Annotated in this window: 16 protein-coding genes; 5 read left to right on the top strand and 11 right to left on the bottom strand. The window is 66.7% G+C overall.

From position 1 onward, the window contains the following. Positions 1–20 precede the first annotated feature (20 nt). On the top strand, positions 21–1,475 hold the full coding sequence (locus tag HTY61_RS04145; protein WP_175275611.1) for a TrkH family potassium uptake protein: 1,455 nt from the start codon (positions 21–23) through the stop codon (positions 1,473–1,475). Positions 1,476–2,176: 701 nt separating this feature from the next. Beyond that, a complete protein-coding gene (locus HTY61_RS04140) occupies positions 2,177–2,578 on the top strand; it encodes a hypothetical protein (protein ID WP_246272920.1) in 402 nt (133 codons plus the stop codon). Between the two features lie 73 nt (positions 2,579–2,651). On the opposite strand, the gene HTY61_RS04135 is transcribed toward HTY61_RS04140, so the two are convergent. Continuing rightward, a complete protein-coding gene (locus HTY61_RS04135) occupies positions 2,652–3,236 on the bottom strand; it encodes an NADPH-dependent FMN reductase (protein WP_175275610.1) in 585 nt (194 codons plus the stop codon). A 261-nt stretch (positions 3,237–3,497) separates the two neighbouring features. Here HTY61_RS04135 and HTY61_RS04130 point away from each other — a divergent pair, with 261 nt between their 5' ends. Continuing rightward, positions 3,498–3,878 (top strand): winged helix-turn-helix transcriptional regulator, encoded by a 381-nt coding sequence (locus HTY61_RS04130; protein ID WP_343045213.1) that lies wholly within the window; start codon positions 3,498–3,500, stop codon positions 3,876–3,878. Positions 3,879–3,908: 30 nt separating this feature from the next. On the opposite strand, the gene HTY61_RS04125 is transcribed toward HTY61_RS04130, so the two are convergent. Then, positions 3,909–5,060 (bottom strand): cytochrome-c peroxidase, encoded by a 1,152-nt coding sequence (locus HTY61_RS04125; RefSeq protein ID WP_175275609.1) that lies wholly within the window; start codon positions 5,058–5,060, stop codon positions 3,909–3,911. Between the two features lie 203 nt (positions 5,061–5,263). Here HTY61_RS04125 and HTY61_RS04120 point away from each other — a divergent pair, with 203 nt between their 5' ends. After that, positions 5,264–5,704, top strand: coding sequence for a group III truncated hemoglobin (locus HTY61_RS04120; protein WP_175275608.1), 441 nt, complete (start codon positions 5,264–5,266; stop codon positions 5,702–5,704). A 192-nt stretch (positions 5,705–5,896) separates the two neighbouring features. On the opposite strand, the gene HTY61_RS04115 is transcribed toward HTY61_RS04120, so the two are convergent. The 4 genes from HTY61_RS04115 to HTY61_RS04100 form a co-directional block, all read right to left on the bottom strand. Further along, a complete protein-coding gene (locus HTY61_RS04115; RefSeq protein WP_175275607.1) occupies positions 5,897–6,370 on the bottom strand; it encodes a hypothetical protein in 474 nt (157 codons plus the stop codon). Between the two features lie 27 nt (positions 6,371–6,397). Then, on the bottom strand, positions 6,398–8,212 hold the full coding sequence (ade, locus tag HTY61_RS04110; protein WP_175275606.1) for an adenine deaminase: 1,815 nt from the start codon (positions 8,210–8,212) through the stop codon (positions 6,398–6,400). Positions 8,213–8,282: 70 nt separating this feature from the next. After that, positions 8,283–9,032, bottom strand: a complete 750-nt coding sequence (locus tag HTY61_RS04105; protein ID WP_175275605.1) for a sulfite exporter TauE/SafE family protein — start codon at positions 9,030–9,032, stop codon at positions 8,283–8,285. 98 nt (positions 9,033–9,130) lie between these two features. Further along, positions 9,131–9,901 carry a DeoR/GlpR family DNA-binding transcription regulator gene (locus HTY61_RS04100; RefSeq protein ID WP_175275604.1) on the bottom strand — a complete coding sequence of 257 codons (771 nt, stop codon included), beginning with the start codon at positions 9,899–9,901 and terminating at the stop codon, positions 9,131–9,133. Positions 9,902–10,044: 143 nt separating this feature from the next. Between HTY61_RS04100 and glpD the strand changes: the two genes are divergently transcribed. Continuing rightward, positions 10,045–11,634: a glycerol-3-phosphate dehydrogenase gene (glpD, locus tag HTY61_RS04095; protein ID WP_246272919.1), complete on the top strand. Its 1,590-nt coding sequence runs from the start codon at positions 10,045–10,047 to the stop codon at positions 11,632–11,634. 16 nt (positions 11,635–11,650) lie between these two features. Here the strand turns inward: glpD and HTY61_RS04090 are convergent, their stop codons facing one another. The 5 genes from HTY61_RS04090 to HTY61_RS04070 form a co-directional block, all read right to left on the bottom strand. Beyond that, a complete protein-coding gene (locus HTY61_RS04090; RefSeq protein WP_175275602.1) occupies positions 11,651–12,931 on the bottom strand; it encodes a TRAP transporter large permease in 1,281 nt (426 codons plus the stop codon). Beyond that, positions 12,928–13,473, bottom strand: a complete 546-nt coding sequence (locus tag HTY61_RS04085) for a TRAP transporter small permease (protein WP_175275601.1) — start codon at positions 13,471–13,473, stop codon at positions 12,928–12,930. Before HTY61_RS04085 ends, HTY61_RS04090 begins: the two co-directional genes overlap by 4 nt. Positions 13,474–13,486: 13 nt before the next feature. Then, complete coding sequence (locus HTY61_RS04080; protein WP_197945364.1) at positions 13,487–14,470, bottom strand: C4-dicarboxylate TRAP transporter substrate-binding protein; 984 nt, start codon at positions 14,468–14,470, stop codon at positions 13,487–13,489. Positions 14,471–14,623: 153 nt separating this feature from the next. After that, positions 14,624–15,703, bottom strand: coding sequence for an Ldh family oxidoreductase (locus tag HTY61_RS04075; RefSeq protein ID WP_175275600.1), 1,080 nt, complete (start codon positions 15,701–15,703; stop codon positions 14,624–14,626). 1 nt (position 15,704) lies between these two features. Further along, the gene (locus tag HTY61_RS04070; RefSeq protein WP_175275599.1) at positions 15,705–16,448 is read right to left on the bottom strand and encodes an SDR family oxidoreductase; all 744 of its coding nucleotides are present in this window, start codon (positions 16,446–16,448) and stop codon (positions 15,705–15,707) included. Positions 16,449–16,502 lie beyond the last annotated feature (54 nt).

Genomic DNA, 16,502 nt, shown 5'->3' with positions numbered 1-16,502 from the left:
ACCGAGGGTTGGGAGGCGATATGAAGGGCAGGAACCTTCGTGCGGCGATCCACGTCTGCGCCGTTTTCGCGACCTGGCTTGCCGCGCTGATGCTGGTGCCGGCGCTGGCCGATCTCTACTACGGCAGCCCCGACTGGATCGTCTTCGCCGTTTCCTCGGCCGCCATCGCCGCGCTGGCCGTCATCGTCGCCGCCGCGACGCGCGGCATCCGCCCGGCCTATTCCACCCGCTTCGCCTTCATGCTCGTCAACCTGTTGTGGCTGACATTCGCCGTCGCCGGCGCGGTGCCCTTCGTCGAGTCCTCGCTGCAGTTGAGCGTCGCCGACGCCTTCTTCGAGTCCATGTCGGGCATCACCACGACGGGATCGACCGTGATCCAGGGCCTCGACGACCTGCCGCCCGGCCTGCTGCTGTGGCGCTCGATCCTGCAATGGGTGGGCGGTCTCGGCGTGATCGCGCTCGGCCTGTTTGTCCTGCCCTATCTGAAGATCGGGGGTTCCAGCGTCATCCGCCTGGAGTCCTCGGACCGCTACGAGCGTCCCTTCTCGCGCCTGTCGACCTTCGCCGCCTCGATCCTCGGCATCTATCTCGCCTCCACCCTGATCTGCGCCTTGCTCTATGCCATGACCGGCATGACCGGCTTCGACGCGGTCAACCACGCCATGACGACTGTCTCGACCGGCGGCTTTTCCACGCACGACGACTCGTTTGCCCACTTCCCCGGACTTGCCACGCAATGGGTGGCCATCGTCTTCATGCTGATCGGCGCCACGCCCTTCACCGCGCTGGTCGTGCTGACGCTGCGCGGCCGCGTCGATCTCTTCCGCGACAACCAGGTCGTGGTGATGCTCGCCTATTCGCTCGGCCTGTCGGCGCTGGTCGCCGTCTACCTGGACGTGACCCGCACCGAGGATCTGGCGCCCGGCCTCGAACATGCCGTCTTCAACATCGTCTCGCTGATCACCACCACCGGCTTCGCCAACTACGACTACCTGCAATGGGGGCCCTTCGCCATTGCGCTGGTCTTCATGGCCACTTTCATGGGCGGCTGTTCCGGCTCCACCGCCGGCGGCGTGAAGACCTACCGCTGGATCGCGCTCTACGGGATCATGCGCCGGGCGCTCGACCGCTTCGTCTATCCCAACGCCGTGGCCAGCGTGCGTTCCGGCCGCGATACGGTGGACGAGGAAACGCTGGACATCGTGCTGCTGTTCTTCACCGCCTTCATCCTCGTCTGGAGCCTGCTGACCGTCGCCCTGACGCTGGCCGGCACCGATTTCCTGACCGCCCTTTCGGGCGCGCTGACGGCGCTCGCCAATGTCGGCCCCGGCCTCGGCCCGGTGATCGGCCCCGCCGGGAATTTCGCCCCCCTGACCGACGCGGCGAAATGGCTTCTTTCCTTCGCCATGCTGCTCGGCCGGCTGGAGATATTCACCGTGCTGGTCCTTCTGTCCCCGGCCTTCTGGCGGGAGTGAGGGACAACCGGAATCGCCGTTGCAAAATGGTGCCCGCATCAGGCCATGCCCTATCCTCGCCACGCCCCGGAACCAACCGGTCTGGCCATTGAAAGTGGAAGACGGGCGGTCGGAGGCCGCTCATCTGGATTTTTGCGCGGTCCCCCGACCGCCCGCTCGGCATTCTCACGACATCAGTCATCCCGCCGCCTTGCCCGTGGGCAGCTCGCAGGCCGGATACGGCACGCATCTGTGACCCGCCCTCCCCGTGGCGGATGCGCTCGCGTTCCGGCGCCGCTCGCCCGCCGCTGCTGCTACCGCCCGGGGGAGCCGGCGGCACGGCGGTCACGCGCGGGACCGATATGCCTCCCCGGTTTCGGAGCTGTTGGGCGACTTCCGTCAAGCCGGCTCCTGCCCGCGCCACCTGCACGCGGACACCGGGTACCGTCCCCCTCCCCGAAATGCCGGTGCGCACTCAGGCTTCCGCGAGGGGGCAGGAGGAAGGGTAAGGGAGGCCGAAGGGCGGTGGACAAGTTTTCGCAGAAATGCCGGAGTCCCGGGAAAGCGGCGTGAAAGTTATCCAACTGGGGGCTGCACCAGAAGAGGGCTCATTCCGACCGAAGTCCTCAATATAGTTCATATCCAATGCATTCTTGGGTCGGCGCAATCTTGTGAAGAAATCCTGTTCAGCAGCGAGCGATGATTGCGACCATTGAGAAATCTTGCAATTGCCGAAAGCCGCAGCAAAGAAGCGGCGATTTACTTTCTTAACTTCTCGAGGGGCAACCATGAAAATCAGGATGGGAGTCGCGGCAGTTCTGGCCGTGTCCGTTGCAGCATGCGCCAAGAACCCGGAATCAATCGCTCCGGCCTATGTCAGTGAAATGACGTACCAGAATTTCACGTGCCAGCAGCTCGTTCAGGAGCAGCAGAGGCTGAACGACGCCTATGCCGTCGCGGAAGCGCAACAGAAGAAAGCACGCAGCAACGACATTGCCGGCGTCATCCTGCTTGGCCTGCCGGTTTCCTCCATGTCGGGCGACAACATCGCGCCGCAGATTGCCAACCTGAAAGGTCAGCAGGAAGCGGTGCGCAAGGCCATGATCATGAAGAACTGCGGCTGACACCCGCTGACAAGAAAAGCCCCGCCCCCGTTTCCGGGCGGCGGGGCGCAAGCGTGTTGCGTGAGGCCCGGCGTCAGGCCGCCTTCTGCTGTTCCTGCTCGCGCAGCGGCTTGAGCTGCTCGGCCCAGGCGTACAGTTCCGCGAGCATGGCCTTGGCGCCCTGCTCCACTTCCGGCGCCGGCGTGTAGCCATCCTCGTTCAGGAAGTTGAAGACGAACGGGATCGGCACTTCCTGCGGCAGCGGCATCATCGAAACGGTCGTCATCAGGATCTTGGTGGACTGCATAGCGCGCGTGCCGCCCGAGACGCCGCCGTAGCCCACGAGGCCGGCCGGCTTCTTGTGCCATTCCCGGTGCAGCACCTGGATCGCGTTCACGGTCGAGGCGGCGGGGAAGTAGTTGTATTCCGGCGAGACGAAGACGAAGGCGTCGGCCTTGTCGTTGACGGCGCTCCACCGCTTGGTGTGCTCGTGCTCATATTGCTGGGCCATCGGGTGGTTCGGCTCGTCCAGCAGCGGCAGGTCGTAGTCGGCGAGATCGACCAGTTCGACCTCGAATTCCGAGTTCTTTTTCGCGAAATCGGCGAACCACTTGCCGACCTTGATGCCGTTGCGGCCGGGCCGTACCGAGGTGACGATGACATTGAGCTTGAGGGACATGGCTGTTCTCCTTGATCGAACGGTTGTTATCGGCTGCCCTGCGGGCAAAACCTTCCTTCCCGGAACGCGCGTACCGGGGTGATCGTTTCGTGTTTCGGTTTTCGTCGGGCCGGGATGGCCACCCGGTAGGAAAAAGAAACCGCGGTGTTGATTTGAAACCGCCGTCGCTTTTTGATACCGACACCCTAAATAATGAGGATGTCGCACCGCACAAGACGGCACTTATTTGCAACCGGGTCACCCGGAGGAAACCGGATTACCATGAAGAAACCCGAAAATATCAACGAGATCGGAGAGGTCTGCCGCCCGGTGGGCCAGCTTTTGCAGCAAATCGGCTCGAAATGGGTGGTTCTGGTGCTGATCCGGCTGTCGGAGCGGCCCAAGCGATTTTCCGAGCTGAAGCGCGAAATCGGCACGATAAGCCAGAAAGTGTTGACCGGTGTGTTGAGGGATCTTGAACGAAACGGCATCGTCGACCGCACGGTGACGCCCTCGATTCCGCCCCGCGTCGATTACCGGCTGACGGATCTGGGCGAATCCCTGCTCGAGCCGATCCAGGCGCTCGGCCGCTGGGCCGTCGAGAACGAAGGCAGGGTCGCCGAGGCGCAGGCGCGCTACGAAAAAAGGGCGGAGACGGCGTAACCGGTGCCGGTCGGGGCCTCCCTGCCCGGCTCAGTCTTCCAGCAGGTGCTCGTAGCGGGCGTCGGTCAGCGTCTTCAGGAAGGCCACCAGCGCGTCGATGCGCTTGTCGTCCAGCGCCGGCCCGTGGGTCAGCTCTTCGGTCGACAGGTTCTCCGGCACCTCCGGCTCGCCGAACGGCTCGCCCGTTTCCGGGTTCACCAGCCGTTCCGGGTTCTTCGTGTTGTACTTGTTGTAGAACAGGATCACGGTCCGCAAATCCCCGAAAATGCCGTTGTGCATGTAGGGCGCGGTCACCGCGACGTTGCGCAGCGTCGGCGTGCGGAACTTGCCGCGCTGGGCCGGATCGTCGATGGCGTCATTGGCCAGAAGCCCCTCGTCCACCGTGTCGGGTGCGGAACCGTTCATCTCGCGAAGCGCCCGGTTTTCCGGCACGCCGATATTGTGGAAGCGGTAGTCGGTGAAGGTCTCGCGCGGATCGATGGCGCTTTTCGCCAGCTGGTGGCACTGGTTGCAGTTGGTGAACTGCTGGGAGAAGAACAGCAGCCGACCAAGTTCCTCCTCGTCCGTCAGCTTCGCCTCGCCGCGCAGGAAGCGGTCGTACTTGGAATCGAACGGCATGAAGGTTTCGGTTCGCTCGAAGGCGGCGATCGCCCGCGTCATCGCGTCATAGCCCGTTTCCGCGTCGTCCAGCGTACCCGGGCCGAACAGCGCGTCGAAGGCCGCGACATAGCCGGGATTCTCCTTCAGCCGCTCGACCACCGAGGCCTCGTCCGGCATGCCCATCTCGATGGGATTGAGCGGCGGCCCGCCGGCCTGTTCCTCCAGCGTCGCGGCGCGGCCGTCGAGGAACTGCCCGCCGACCCACTCGCCGTCCTCGCGACGATGGAATTCCGGCGACAGCGCCGCATAGGCCGCCGTCGGCACGTTGCGGTCGCCCAGCGACTCGCCGTCGTCGCCGATCGACGCCATGCCGCGCGGGTCGGCAAAGGCGTAGTCCGGGTCGTGGCAGGAAGCGCAGGCCTGCGTTCGGTTGGCCGACAGGTTGGTGTCGAAGAACAGCGCCTCGCCCAGCGCCTCCAGCGATGCCGGCGGCGCGGCGGGTTGTTCCGCCGACGCGACGGCAAACGCGAAGATGGACAGCGCGGTGGCCGGCAGGCCGAGGGCAAGCGCAAGACGCGCCATGGCGGCGTTTCCTTTCCTGACTTTTTGCGTCAAGTTATCGTGCCGGTATAGCCGCGCGGATTGATCCCGATCAAGCATTTCCACCCGGCCAACATGCCGCACCGCCGCCGCATTGCCGCGCGGGCACGACCGGAATAGGCTCCCCCACAAACGGCAGTCGCCCGCCCCGGGCGGACACATGCCGGAATTCGAGGGTGAGACGCATGACCGATACCGACCTGGCGGCCCGGCCGCCGCGCGTGCCCGAGCCGCATTTCGCGACCGTCACCAGGGAGCAGGTCTCCCGGCTGGTGGACGATTTCTACGGCGAGATCCGCAAGGATCCGCGCCTCGGACCCGTGTTCGACGGCGTGATCGGCGACAACTGGCCGGCGCACCTGGCGCGCATGAAGCAGTTCTGGCGGTCCGTGCTGCTGAAGACGGCCGAGTATTCCGGCCGGCCCGTGCCCGCCCACATGGGCATACCCGATCTGCGCGAGGACGATTTCCGCATCTGGCTGGAAACCTTCGAGACCACGGCCAATTCGGTCTTTGAGCCGGAGGCCGCGCCGCACGTGGTGGCGGCCGCGCGGCGCATCGCCGCCAGCCTGTGGCTGGCGCGCTTCGGCTCCCCCTTCACGCAGGTGCCTGACTGGAGCCGCTGAGGCGCGCGCCCTCGTCGAAGGCGCAACCCGGAGCCGGTTGACCGAAGAGCTGGAGCCAGAGAACAGGTCCTCGGCCGGCGCATACGGCCAGGCTGGCCGCACTTCCTTTGCTGGCTTTTGCATCAGGCAATCGAACCGGTATGGCCACGCGGCTCGGCCCGTATCGGGCGGAAGGCCCGAACCGCTGGCCGGTTAGTCCTCCCACCGCATTTTCCGCGCGATTTTCTCGGGCAGTTCGATCCCCATCGCGGCCAGCCGACCGGGCAGTTCCGTCGGGTCGAGGATGTCGAGGCCGAAATGGTCCAGGAGAGCAAACTGCGCTTCCCTTTCGATGACGATGGCTTCGACGGAAACCATCGGGGGGGCGCACTCCACGTCAAGCAACCGGACGAGCACCGGGATCGCCCGGTCGGGATCCCAGGCCAGGACGCGCCGTGCGGCCCTGCCGCGCGTCGAGGGATCGGGATCGTCCATCAGCCTTTCCAGCACTTCCCGGCCTTCCGGGCCGGAAGCCGCCAGCGCGTTGAGCGCCTCCGTGACCTTTTCGACATGCCGGTTGGCGACCGGGATGTCGCGCCGGCGTTGCGCGGCGGTTTCGAGCGCCTGGTACTTCCGAAAGCGTTTCAGCCAGCCATCAATGTCACCAGCGGAAGGTTTTCTCGCCATCCGGAAGCCACTCCCGTCGTCCGGCCCTCACACGAACACGTCCACCTTCTCGAATGTGCGCACGTCCACCAGGCCCACGTCGGAAATCCGCAGTTCCGGGATCACCACCAGTGCCAGCAGCGAGTGCTGCATGTAGGCGTTGTTGAGCGTGCAGCCCATCTCGCGCATCGCCGCGCCGAGGATGTCGGCCTTGGCGGCGACGATCTCGGCGCGCTCGTCCGACATCAGCCCCGCGATGGGCATTTCGACCAGCGCCAGTTCCTCGCCCTTCGAGACCATCACCACGCCGCCGCCCACCTGGCCGAGGCGGTTGGCGGCGATCGCCATGTCCTCGCGGTTGGTGCCGACGACGATCATGTGATGGCTGTCATGCGCCACGGTCGAGGCCATGGCGCAGTCCTGCGTGTAGCCGAAGCCGGAGACGAAGGCGTTGGTCACCGCGCCGGTGCCGCGGTGTCGCTCGACCAGCGCGATCTGGCAGACATCGTTGACCCGGTCCATCTCGACGATGCCCTCGCGCACCGGCAGCCGCGCCTCCAGCGCCCGCGTCGGCGCCTGGTTCTCGATCACGCCGATCACCCGCACGTCGACCTCGGCCTTGCCCTTCGGCGCGGGAATGACGAAATCGTCGGCCAGCAGCTCCTTGCCGAGCCTGACCGTGTTCATCGCCTCCGGCGGATAGTTGTAGGCCGGAATATCCACCGTCAGCTTGCTGTCCTTGGCCAGTTGCACGCCGCGCCCGTAGACCTCGTCGATGGCCAGCTCGGCCAGGTTGGAGACGATCAGGAAGTCGGCCCTCCGGCCCGGCGTGATCGAGCCCAGCTCGCGCTCCATCTTGAAATGCTGCGCGGTATTGATCGTCGCCATCTGGATCGCGGTGACCGGCGGCAGGCCCTGGCTGATCGCGTGGCGCACCACCCGGTCCATGTGGCCGTCGCGCACCAGCGTGCCCGAATGGCTGTCGTCGGTGCACAGGATGAAGTTGCGGCTGTCGAGTCCCTGCTCGGTGATCGCCTTGACCTGCTCGGCGACGTCGTACCAGGCGGAACCCAGCCGCAGCATCGCCTTCATGCCCTGTCGCACGCGCGCGATGGCGTCCTCGGCGCGCGTGCCCTCGTGGTCGTCCTCGGGCCCGCCGGCGACATAGCCGTGGAACGGCAGGCCGAGATCGGGCGAGGCATAGTGCCCGCCGACCGTCTTTCCGGCCTTCACCGTGGCCGCGATCGCGCCGGTCATGGTCTGGTCGTTGGCCGCCACGCCGGGGAAGTTCATCACCTCGCCCAGCCCGACGATGTTCGGCCAGCCCATCGCCTCCTCGATCTCCTGCGGCCCCAGCGACGCGCCGGCATGCTCCAGCCCCGGCGCCGACGGCACGCAGGACGGCATCTGCACGAACACGTTGACCGGCATGGCCTCCGCCTCGTCATGCATCATCCTGACACCGGCGAGGCCGAGCACGTTGGCGATCTCGTGCGGGTCGATGAACATCGATGTCGTGCCGTGCGGGATCACCGCGCGGGTGAACTCCGTCACCGTCACCATGCCGCTCTCGACATGCATGTGCGCGTCGCACAGGCCCGGCACCAGGTAGCGGCCGCGCGCGTCGAGCACCTTGGTGCCCTCGCCGATGCAGTGGCTCGCATCCGGCCCGCAATAGGCGAAGCGGCCGTCGGCGATGGCAAGATCCGTTGCCGGGATCACCTCGCCGGAATGGACGTTGACCCACTTGCCGTTGCGCACCACGAGGTCGGCCGGCTTGCGTCCCATGGCGACATTGACGAGGTCGCGGGCGCATTCGGTCCAGGGTTTCGGCGGGGCAAAGGTCGGCTTTGTCACAGGCATGGTCTTCTCCGGTTGTCTGCCCGAACCATGCCCCTTGTTCCGGAAAAACGCCAGACTTCAAATCCTTGAATCAGGCGAGTCCGCGGACGATCAGCAGGACCGCGGCGGCGCCCGAGATGCCCAGCAAAATGCGGCGGAAATTGCGGTCGATCAGTCCGCCGAATGCCGGCGCCAGCGCCATGCCGGCCAGCAGTCCCGGCGTCAGGATCGCGGCATGAACGATATCGGCAATGCGAATCAGGCCGTTGGCCTGCAGCACCGCCAGTATGACCACGCAGCCGATGGCGAAGAAGGCGCTCATGTTCGGGCGCGCGCGTTCCGGCGGCTGGTCCTGGTAGGCGATGGCCATCGGCGGTCCGCCGACCGAGGTGATCGTGGCCGTCAGGCCGGAAATCGCCCCCATGACGAGGAGCAGCCGGTTGGAGAAGCGGAATCGCAGCCCGGCGAGCGACATGGCCACGGCCAGCGCGATCAGCAGGCCGAACACCAGCATGAAATGCCCCTCGTCCGTCAGCCGCACCAGGATCGCGGCGCCGGCGAGCGATCCGAGCAGCCGCCCCGAGACGGACCACGACACCTCGCGCCAGTCGACCCCGCCGCGCACCGAGAGCATCGCGGTTCCCGCCGTCAGCAGCGTCAGCATGATGATCGGCACCGGCACCAGCTCGGGCGCGATCAGCGCCAGCAGCGGCGCGGCCAGCAGGCCGAACCCGATGCCGGTCCGGTACTGGACGATCGTCGCCGAGGCGATCGCGGCCCATGCAAAGCCGTATTGCCAGAAGGAAAGCCCGTCGAGGGCGGCGGTGATGAAATTCGGCAAGGCGTGTTATCCGGATCGTTGGCCTGGCGGCGGTGAGCTGGCAGCCGATGTGAACAGCATTCGGAGGAAAACCGCAATGCGGTCGCGGGCGGGCAAGGTCAGTCGCCCCCCGGTGCCACCACGACCTCCGTTTCCCAATCCTTGCATCGCGTCGCGAGCTCGGCGGCGGGCGGGCGGTCGGTGAAGAAGGTGTCGATCTCGGCCAGCGAGGCGATGCGCGCAGGTGCGGAACGCTGGAACTTGGAATGGTCGGCGACGAGAAAGGTCCGGCGCGCCTGGCGGATGATGGACTTGCTGACATTGACCTCCTGGATGTCGAAATCCAGCAGGTCGCCGTCCCGGTCGATGGCCGAACAGCCGATCACGGCCATGTCGAACTTGAACTGGAGAATGGTCTGCGTGGCAAGATCCCCGACCAGCCCGCCGTCCGAGCGCCGCAGCGTCCCGCCCGTGACGATGACCTGGCAGTCCGGGTTCGATGCCAGGATGTTGGCCACGTTGATGTTGTTGGTGACGACCAGCAGCCCGCGGTGGTGCACGAGTTGCCGGGCCACGGCCTCGGTGCTCGTCCCGATGTTGAGAAAGATCGAGACGCCCTCGGGAATGCGCGCCGCGCAGGCCCTCGCCATGCGCGCCTTTTCCGTCCCGTGCAGCGCGCGGCGCTCCTCGTAGCCGATATTGGCCGTTCCGGAGGGCAGCATTGCGCCGCCATGGACCCGCTCCAGCCGCCCGGCCTCTGCAAGTTCGCCGAGATCGCGCCGGATCGTCTGTTGCGTGACGGAGAAGTGCTCCGCAAGGCCCTCGACCGTCACGCGGCCCTCGCGCCGCGCGATTTCGAGGATCGCGTTGTGCCTGAAACTCTGGTTCATGCCGGCGACCTCCTCTTGCGCGGGCCGAAACGCCCCGCCTTCCCTGCTCCTACCGAATATCGAACATAAACGAAAACATTTTCTTTTCATTTATGTTCGCATCGCCTAGATATCCATCGAAGTCTCGCAACCGGGAGTCCCCAGTGTCCCAACCGAACGACACCCCCATCCTCGATCTCCTTGTCATAGGCGGTGGCGTGAATGGCTGCGGCATCGCCCGCGACGCCGCGGGTCGCGGCCTTTCGGTCATGCTTGCCGAGATGAACGACCTCGCGTCGGCCACCTCCTCGGCCTCGACCAAGCTGTTCCACGGCGGGTTGCGCTACCTGGAATATTTCGAGGTTCGCCTCGTGCGCGAGGCGCTGATCGAGCGTGAGGTGCTGCTGGGTGCCATGCCGCATATCAGCTGGCCCATGCGCTTCGTCCTGCCCTATGCCTCCGACATGCGCTTCGACACCCAGACTCCGGCATCGCGCCTTCTGAACGCGGTCATGCCGTGGATGAAGGGGCGCCGTCCGGCCTGGATGATTCGCTTCGGTCTTTTCCTCTACGATCATCTCGGCGGCCGGAAGATCCTTCCCGGCACCCGGACGCTCGACCTTTCGGCCGCCCCCGAGGGCGCGCCGCTGCAGGATCGCTTCCGCAAGGCCTTCGAATATTCCGACTGCTGGATCGACGACGCGCGGCTCGTCGTCCTCAACGCCCGCGACGCCGAGGCTCGCGGGGCGCGTATCCGGGTCCGCACCCGCGTCACCGCGGCGCGGCGGACCGGCGACCACTGGACCGTGACGCTGGAGGATGACCGCGGCACGCCCGCGACGGTCCGCGCCCGCGCCCTCGTCAACGCGGCCGGCCCCTGGGTCGGCGACGTGATCCAGGGCAAGGTCGGGCTCGATTCCCGGGACGGCATCCGTCTCGTGCGCGGCAGCCACATCGTGGTGCCGAGGCTGTATGACCACGACAAGTGCTACTTCCTCCAGGGCACGGACGGGCGGATCATCTTCGCCATTCCCTACGAGACCGATTTCACCCTGATCGGCACCACCGACTGCGACCACCCCGACCCGTCGGTGAAGCCCGAATGCACGCCGGAGGAGCAGGACTATCTCTGCGCCTTCGCCTCGTCCTATTTCCGCAAGCCGGTGACCCGCGACGACATCGTCTGGACCTATTCCGGCGTCCGCCCGCTCTACGACGACGGAGCCGGCTCCGCGACGGCGGCGACCCGCGATTACGTGCTGAAGGTCGAGAACGACGGGGGTGCACCGATCCTCAACGTCTTCGGCGGCAAGATCACCACCTACCGGCGGCTTGCCGAGCACGCCATGGAAAAGCTGGCGCCCTTCTTCCCCGTCATGGGTGCGGCATGGACGGCGGGCGCGCCGCTCCCCGGCGGCGATTTCCCGGTTGACGGCGCCGCCGCCATGCGCGAGCGCCTGGCCGCAGCCTATCCGTTCCTCGATGCTTTTGCCCTCAACCGCCTCGTGCGTGCTTACGGCACCGAGGCCTTCGCGATGCTGGGCGACGCGAAGGATGCCGGCGATCTCGGCCGCGATTTCGGCGCTTCGCTCACGGAGCGCGAGGTGGCCTGGCTGATGGAGAGAGAGTTCGCCCGCTCCGCCGAGGATGTCGTCTGGCGCCGCACCAAGCTCGGCCTGCGCATGTCCGCGGAATCGATCGCCGCACTGGATGCCTGGATGCGCGAGCGCGCGGCGGCAGGGCCGACCGCGTAGGGTCCGGAATGTTTCCTCAGCCGAAGATCAGGTTCGGCAGGAACAGGACCACCTCCGGCAGGAAGATCAGCGCCAGCGTGACGAGCGCGACCGCCGCGAGCAGCGGCACCGCCTCGCGCGAATAGGCCCCGATCGGCACCTTCATGATCGAGCAGACCGCGTACATCGCCGCCCCGACCGGCGGCGTGAAGTTGCCGATGGTCGCCGCGACGATGAAGACCATGCCGAAATGCACCGGGTCGCCGCCGAGCTGGCGCACCAGCGGCAGGAAGATCGGCGTCAGCATGATGATGAGCACGGTGGCGTCGATGAAGAAGCCGGTCACGATCACGACCGCCACGATCAGGATCATCACGAGCTGGAGATTGTCGGTCATGCCGGTGATGCCCTGCGCGATCATCTCGGGAACGCGCTCGAAGACGATGCCGTAGCTGAAGATCGCGGACAGGGCGATCAGGAAGATCACGGAGCCGATGTCGATCAGGCCGCCATGCATGGCCTCGACGAAGCCGTCGCGCGACAGGCATCGATAGACCGCCACCCCCAGCAGCAGCGCATAGATGACGGCAAAGGCGCCGATCTCCGAGGGCGTGAAGACGCCCATGCGCAGACCGAGCAACAGGAAGACGGGAAACAGCAGCGCCCAGATGCCGCCACGCAGCGCCGTGCCGCGCTCCCTCCAGGTCAGCGGCCGGGTCCGCTCCGGCGGGTAGTCGCGACGCCGCGCCGTCAGCCAGACCGAGACGGCTAGGCCGAGCCAGAGCAGGAATGCCGGCACGAAACCGGCCGCGAACAGCCGCCCGATCGAGACCTGTCCGATCGTGCCGTAGAGGATCATGCCGATGCCCGGCGGGATGATCGGGGTCAGGATGGCGCCGAAGGAAAGCACAGCCGCCGCGAAGGGCTTGGGCAGGCCGCGCCGTCCCATCTCCTCGCCGAGCATGCGCGACTGCATGGCGGCATCGGCGATCGCCGAGCCCGACACGCCGCCCATCAGCGCCGACAGGGCCAGCGAAACCTGGGCGAGGCCGCCGCGCAGCCGGCCGGTGAGGACCGAGGCCAGGTCGAGCAGCCTCTCGGATACCCCGGCGCGGTTCATCAGGTTGCCGGCGAGGATGAACAGCGGAATGGCGAGCAGCGCGAAGTTCTGCGTCTGCGAAACGGTGACCTGCACCGGAATGGTGAAGGGCAATTCCGGATGCTGCACGAAGAACAGCGTTCCCGATATGCCGATGGCGAAAGCCAGCGGCATGCCCATCAGCATAAGGACGACGAAAGCGAGCGCGACGATGATCATGGCGTCGCCCCCCGCTCGCTCGTCGACCGGGCCTCCGGCGCGACCGCGGCGCGCGCCATCGCCGCGCGCAGCTTGATGACGGTCGTCACCAGCAGCAGCGTCGCGCCGACCGGAAGGCTCATCGTCACCCACGAGTAGCTGATCCACGGGATGCCCTGGAAGCTGCGCGAACTCGACAGGATGGCGAGCCGCGTTCCCGAGTAGATGACATGGACCAGAAAGCCGCAGATTATCAGGTAGTTGAGACAGACGAGCCAGTGGCGCACCCTTTCGCCGAGTCGGTCTGTCAGGACGGTCACGCTCATCAGCGCGTCGTTGCGCCATGCCACGTCGGCGGCAAGGAAGGCCGCCCAGGCAAAGAAGCAGGTGGCGAAGTCGGTGGTCCAGTTGAGCGGGTGCCGCGCCATGCGCGCGACGCCCCCGGTGAAGATCAGCACCACCATGAGAACGAGCAGGACCGCGGCCAGGGCGGCCTCCGCGCGCGTCAGGAACCGGTAGGCCCTGGCGAGAACGGAATGCTGCTGTTTCCCGACCGCGGTCATCGCCGCCCCCCGGCTAACGGTTCATCTCGGCGCGGACCTGCTCGACCGCCTCGGTGAGGCCGAGCTTCTCGTAGGCCGCGTTGCCGGCCTCCCTGAACGCGTCGAGATCGACGTCCTCGACAACCTGCATGCCATTCGCAATGACCTCCTGCTTGGCCTTCTCGGTAGCCTCGGCGATCACCGCCGACGTCTCCTGCCCGGCGGCGCGGCATTCCTCGACCAGCGCTGTCTGGTAATCCTCCGGCAGGCCGTTGAACCATTGCGAGCTCACCACCTGGAAATTGACCAGCAGGATGTGCTTGGTCTCGCTGGCATGGTCAAGCACCTCGTAGAGCTTGCCCGCCGTGATGTTAGGATAGACCAGCTCCGCGCCGTCGATCGCCTTCTGCTGCAGGCCGGGATAGACGTCGCCGAAGGCCATTGCCACCGGTTCCGCGCCGAGCGCCCGGATCGACTCCTGCCAGATCGGCGCCGGGGGCGTCCTGATGCGCTGTCCCGCCAGGTCCTCGGGCGAGCGGATCGGCTTGTTGGTGTAGAAATTGCGGAAGCCCTGCACCCAGTCGAAGCAGACGACCTTGAGCCCGTGCTCGTCGGCCAGTTCCTGCTGCCACTTCTGGATCGTCGGCAGCTCCGCCAGTTCGAAGGCCTGTTCCATGCTGTCGACGAAATAGGGACCGTTGATGATGGCGATACCCGGAACGTAGTTGCCGAGCCGCGCGCTGTCGGTGTTCTGGCCGATATTGGCGCCCTGGCGGATCTGCTCGATGATGTCCTCCTCGACGCCGAGCTGGGCACTGTGGAACACTTCCATCTTGAGGCCGCCATTGGTGCGTTCGCCGACCCGCTCGGCCCATTTCAGGAAGCCCTCGTGGAACGGTTCGCCCGGTCCCAGCACGTGGTTGAATCGCAGCGTGAACGTGTCCTGCGCGGCAGCCGGTCCGGCAAATGCCAGCCCCGTCGCGGCGCAGGCCGTCATCAGTATCTTGGTCAGCTTCATCTTGCTCTCCTCCTCGCATTTCCATCGGCTGACATGCAGCGAGCCGGGACGGCGCCTTGCGGAGCGCCTCCCGTCGCGCTGCGGCGAATTCTTCTTGCCGGACGCTTCTTCCCGGCGTCCTTGATGCCATGCGGCCCGTCCATCCCGGTCCCCCTATCCGAACGGCGGTTCGACCCCGTATTCCCGACCGAGCCGCCGGAACGCCCGCTCCGTCTCCGGGTCGATCGGCACGCCCCCTGCAAGGCGCCGTTTCTCCTCTGCCCATTCCCGGTCGCCGGGAGCCATCACCGTCGCCCCCGGCCGCGCCGCCGACCCGCGCAGCGCGGCCAGGTAGCGGTGCACGCCCTGCGCGAAGGTGTCCTCCGCGAGGAAGGCCGTTGGCCGGATTGCGAGCACGAAGGCGCCCATTTCGCGGGGCGTGGCAAAATCCGGGCCGCTCATCGGCAGGATTTCCGCGCTGAACCGCATGCCCGCCAGGGCCGCGCTGAGAATCTCCACCATCCCTGCCAGTCCCGCGCCCTTGAAGCCGAACAGGCCGCCCAGTGGCGCGAGCATGGCCGCGCCGTCCGGATCGACGGTTTCCGTGCCGTCTTCCGCCGAGGCGACGCCGGTCGGCAGGTCCGCGCCGATGCTGCGGTGCAGCTGGACGCGGTTGTAGGTAATGGCGCTGGTTGCCATGTCGAGCAGCCAGGGCCGCTCCCCCGCCACGGGAACGGCAAAGGCCACCGGGTTGGTGCCGTGAAAGCGCTCCGCGCCGTCGTGCAGCCGCACGAAACTGTCCGAATTGCAGACCGCAAGGCCCATGCAGCCGCGTTCGGCGGCCCTGATCGCGTAGGCGCCGGCCGGCCCGAAATGGGACGTGTTGCGGATTGCCACGGCACCGATGCCGAACTGGTCGGCCAGCCGCAGCGCGTGATCCATGGCCGTGTATGCGGCAAGCGCGCCGTGGGCGTGGCCGGCATCCAGCGATGCCGTCGCGCCCGTTTCCGAGACCAGGCGAAGCTTCGGCGCCGCCGCTATCCGCCCGCCGCGCAGCGCGCGGACGTAGTGGTCGAGCAGGCGCACCCCGTGACTGTCGACGCCGAGACGCGAGCCGTGCATCATGGCAGAGACTGCCGCATCGGCCGTTGCCTCGTCGGCGCCGGCGGCCAGCAGCACGGCGTGGCAGAAGCCCTCGAGCGCGCGGACCTGCGCACGCGGCGGGGTCGGACGGCTTTTCCTCGGCTGCGTCATGTCAGAGCGTCTGACCTCCGTCCATGATGACCAGCTGGCCGGTCATGAATGCGGATTCGTCGCTGGCGAGAAAGACCGCCGCCGCGGCCATTTCCTCGGCCCGCCCCAGGCGCCCCATCGGCTGGCGGGAGATGAACTCGCGGCGCGCGGCCTCCTCGTCGCCGGTCGCCTTCATGCGCTCGACCAGCGAGGGCGATTCGGTCGTGCCCGGGCACAGCGCGTTGCAGCGTACGCCGGTGGCGATCACTTCCCGCGCCACGCCCTTGGTCAGCCCTATCAACGCGGCCTTGCTGGCGCCATATGCCGCCCGGCGCGCCACGCCGGTAATGCTGGAGGCGACCGAGGCGACGTTGATGATGGAGCCGCTGCCGCGCTCGGTCATCTGCGGCAGCACCGCGCGAATGGCCCGGAAGGCGGCGGTGACGTTCACGTCCAGCCCGCGCTGCCAGTCCTCGTCGGAGCATTCGGTGATCGTGCCGTCATGCACCCAGCCCGCGCAATTGAAGAGAATGTCGATGCGGCCCGCCTCCGCGAGCGCCGCTGCCAGCGCATCGCGGTCGGCAACGTCGAGCACGACAGGCGCGATCGAGCCATGCATGCGCGGCAGATCGGCCATCTTCTCGAGTGTCCGGCTTGCCGCGACGACCTCCGCCCCTTCCGCGGCGAAGGCCAGCGCCGTTTCGCGGCCGATCCCCTGCCCCGCCCCGGTTACGAATGCGCGCTTTCCCTGCAACCGTCCAGCCAAAGCCCGACCTCCTCCCTTGGTCAAACCGCATGCGATCATTTTAATGTCTATTGT

It is taken from the genome of Oricola thermophila (assembly GCF_013358405.1).
GTDB lineage: Bacteria > Pseudomonadota > Alphaproteobacteria > Rhizobiales > Rhizobiaceae > Oricola > Oricola thermophila.
The sequence above is the reverse complement of the archived record's forward strand: the minus strand, read 5'-3'. Positions and strand labels throughout refer to the sequence as shown.

What these genes read in the sequence shown, in the direction of transcription:
- HTY61_RS04135 (WP_175275610.1), bottom strand. Translation starts at nt 3,236, where the DNA reads ATGTCCCTCAAGCTCAATGTCATCGTCACCTCGGTACGGCCCGGCCGC.
- HTY61_RS04130 (WP_343045213.1), top strand. Translation starts at nt 3,498, where the DNA reads ATGAAGAAACCCGAAAATATCAACGAGATCGGAGAGGTCTGCCGCCCG.
- HTY61_RS04125 (WP_175275609.1), bottom strand. Translation starts at nt 5,060, where the DNA reads ATGGCGCGTCTTGCGCTTGCCCTCGGCCTGCCGGCCACCGCGCTGTCC.
- HTY61_RS04080 (WP_197945364.1), bottom strand. Translation starts at nt 14,470, where the DNA reads ATGAAGCTGACCAAGATACTGATGACGGCCTGCGCCGCGACGGGGCTG.
- ade (WP_175275606.1), bottom strand. Translation starts at nt 8,212, where the DNA reads ATGCCTGTGACAAAGCCGACCTTTGCCCCGCCGAAACCCTGGACCGAA.
- HTY61_RS04145 (WP_175275611.1), top strand. Translation starts at nt 21, where the DNA reads ATGAAGGGCAGGAACCTTCGTGCGGCGATCCACGTCTGCGCCGTTTTC.
- HTY61_RS04085 (WP_175275601.1), bottom strand. Translation starts at nt 13,473, where the DNA reads ATGACCGCGGTCGGGAAACAGCAGCATTCCGTTCTCGCCAGGGCCTAC.
- HTY61_RS04100 (WP_175275604.1), bottom strand. Translation starts at nt 9,901, where the DNA reads ATGAACCAGAGTTTCAGGCACAACGCGATCCTCGAAATCGCGCGGCGC.
- HTY61_RS04115 (WP_175275607.1), bottom strand. Translation starts at nt 6,370, where the DNA reads ATGGCGAGAAAACCTTCCGCTGGTGACATTGATGGCTGGCTGAAACGC.
- HTY61_RS04090 (WP_175275602.1), bottom strand. Translation starts at nt 12,931, where the DNA reads ATGATCATCGTCGCGCTCGCTTTCGTCGTCCTTATGCTGATGGGCATG.
- HTY61_RS04075 (WP_175275600.1), bottom strand. Translation starts at nt 15,703, where the DNA reads ATGACGCAGCCGAGGAAAAGCCGTCCGACCCCGCCGCGTGCGCAGGTC.
- HTY61_RS04120 (WP_175275608.1), top strand. Translation starts at nt 5,264, where the DNA reads ATGACCGATACCGACCTGGCGGCCCGGCCGCCGCGCGTGCCCGAGCCG.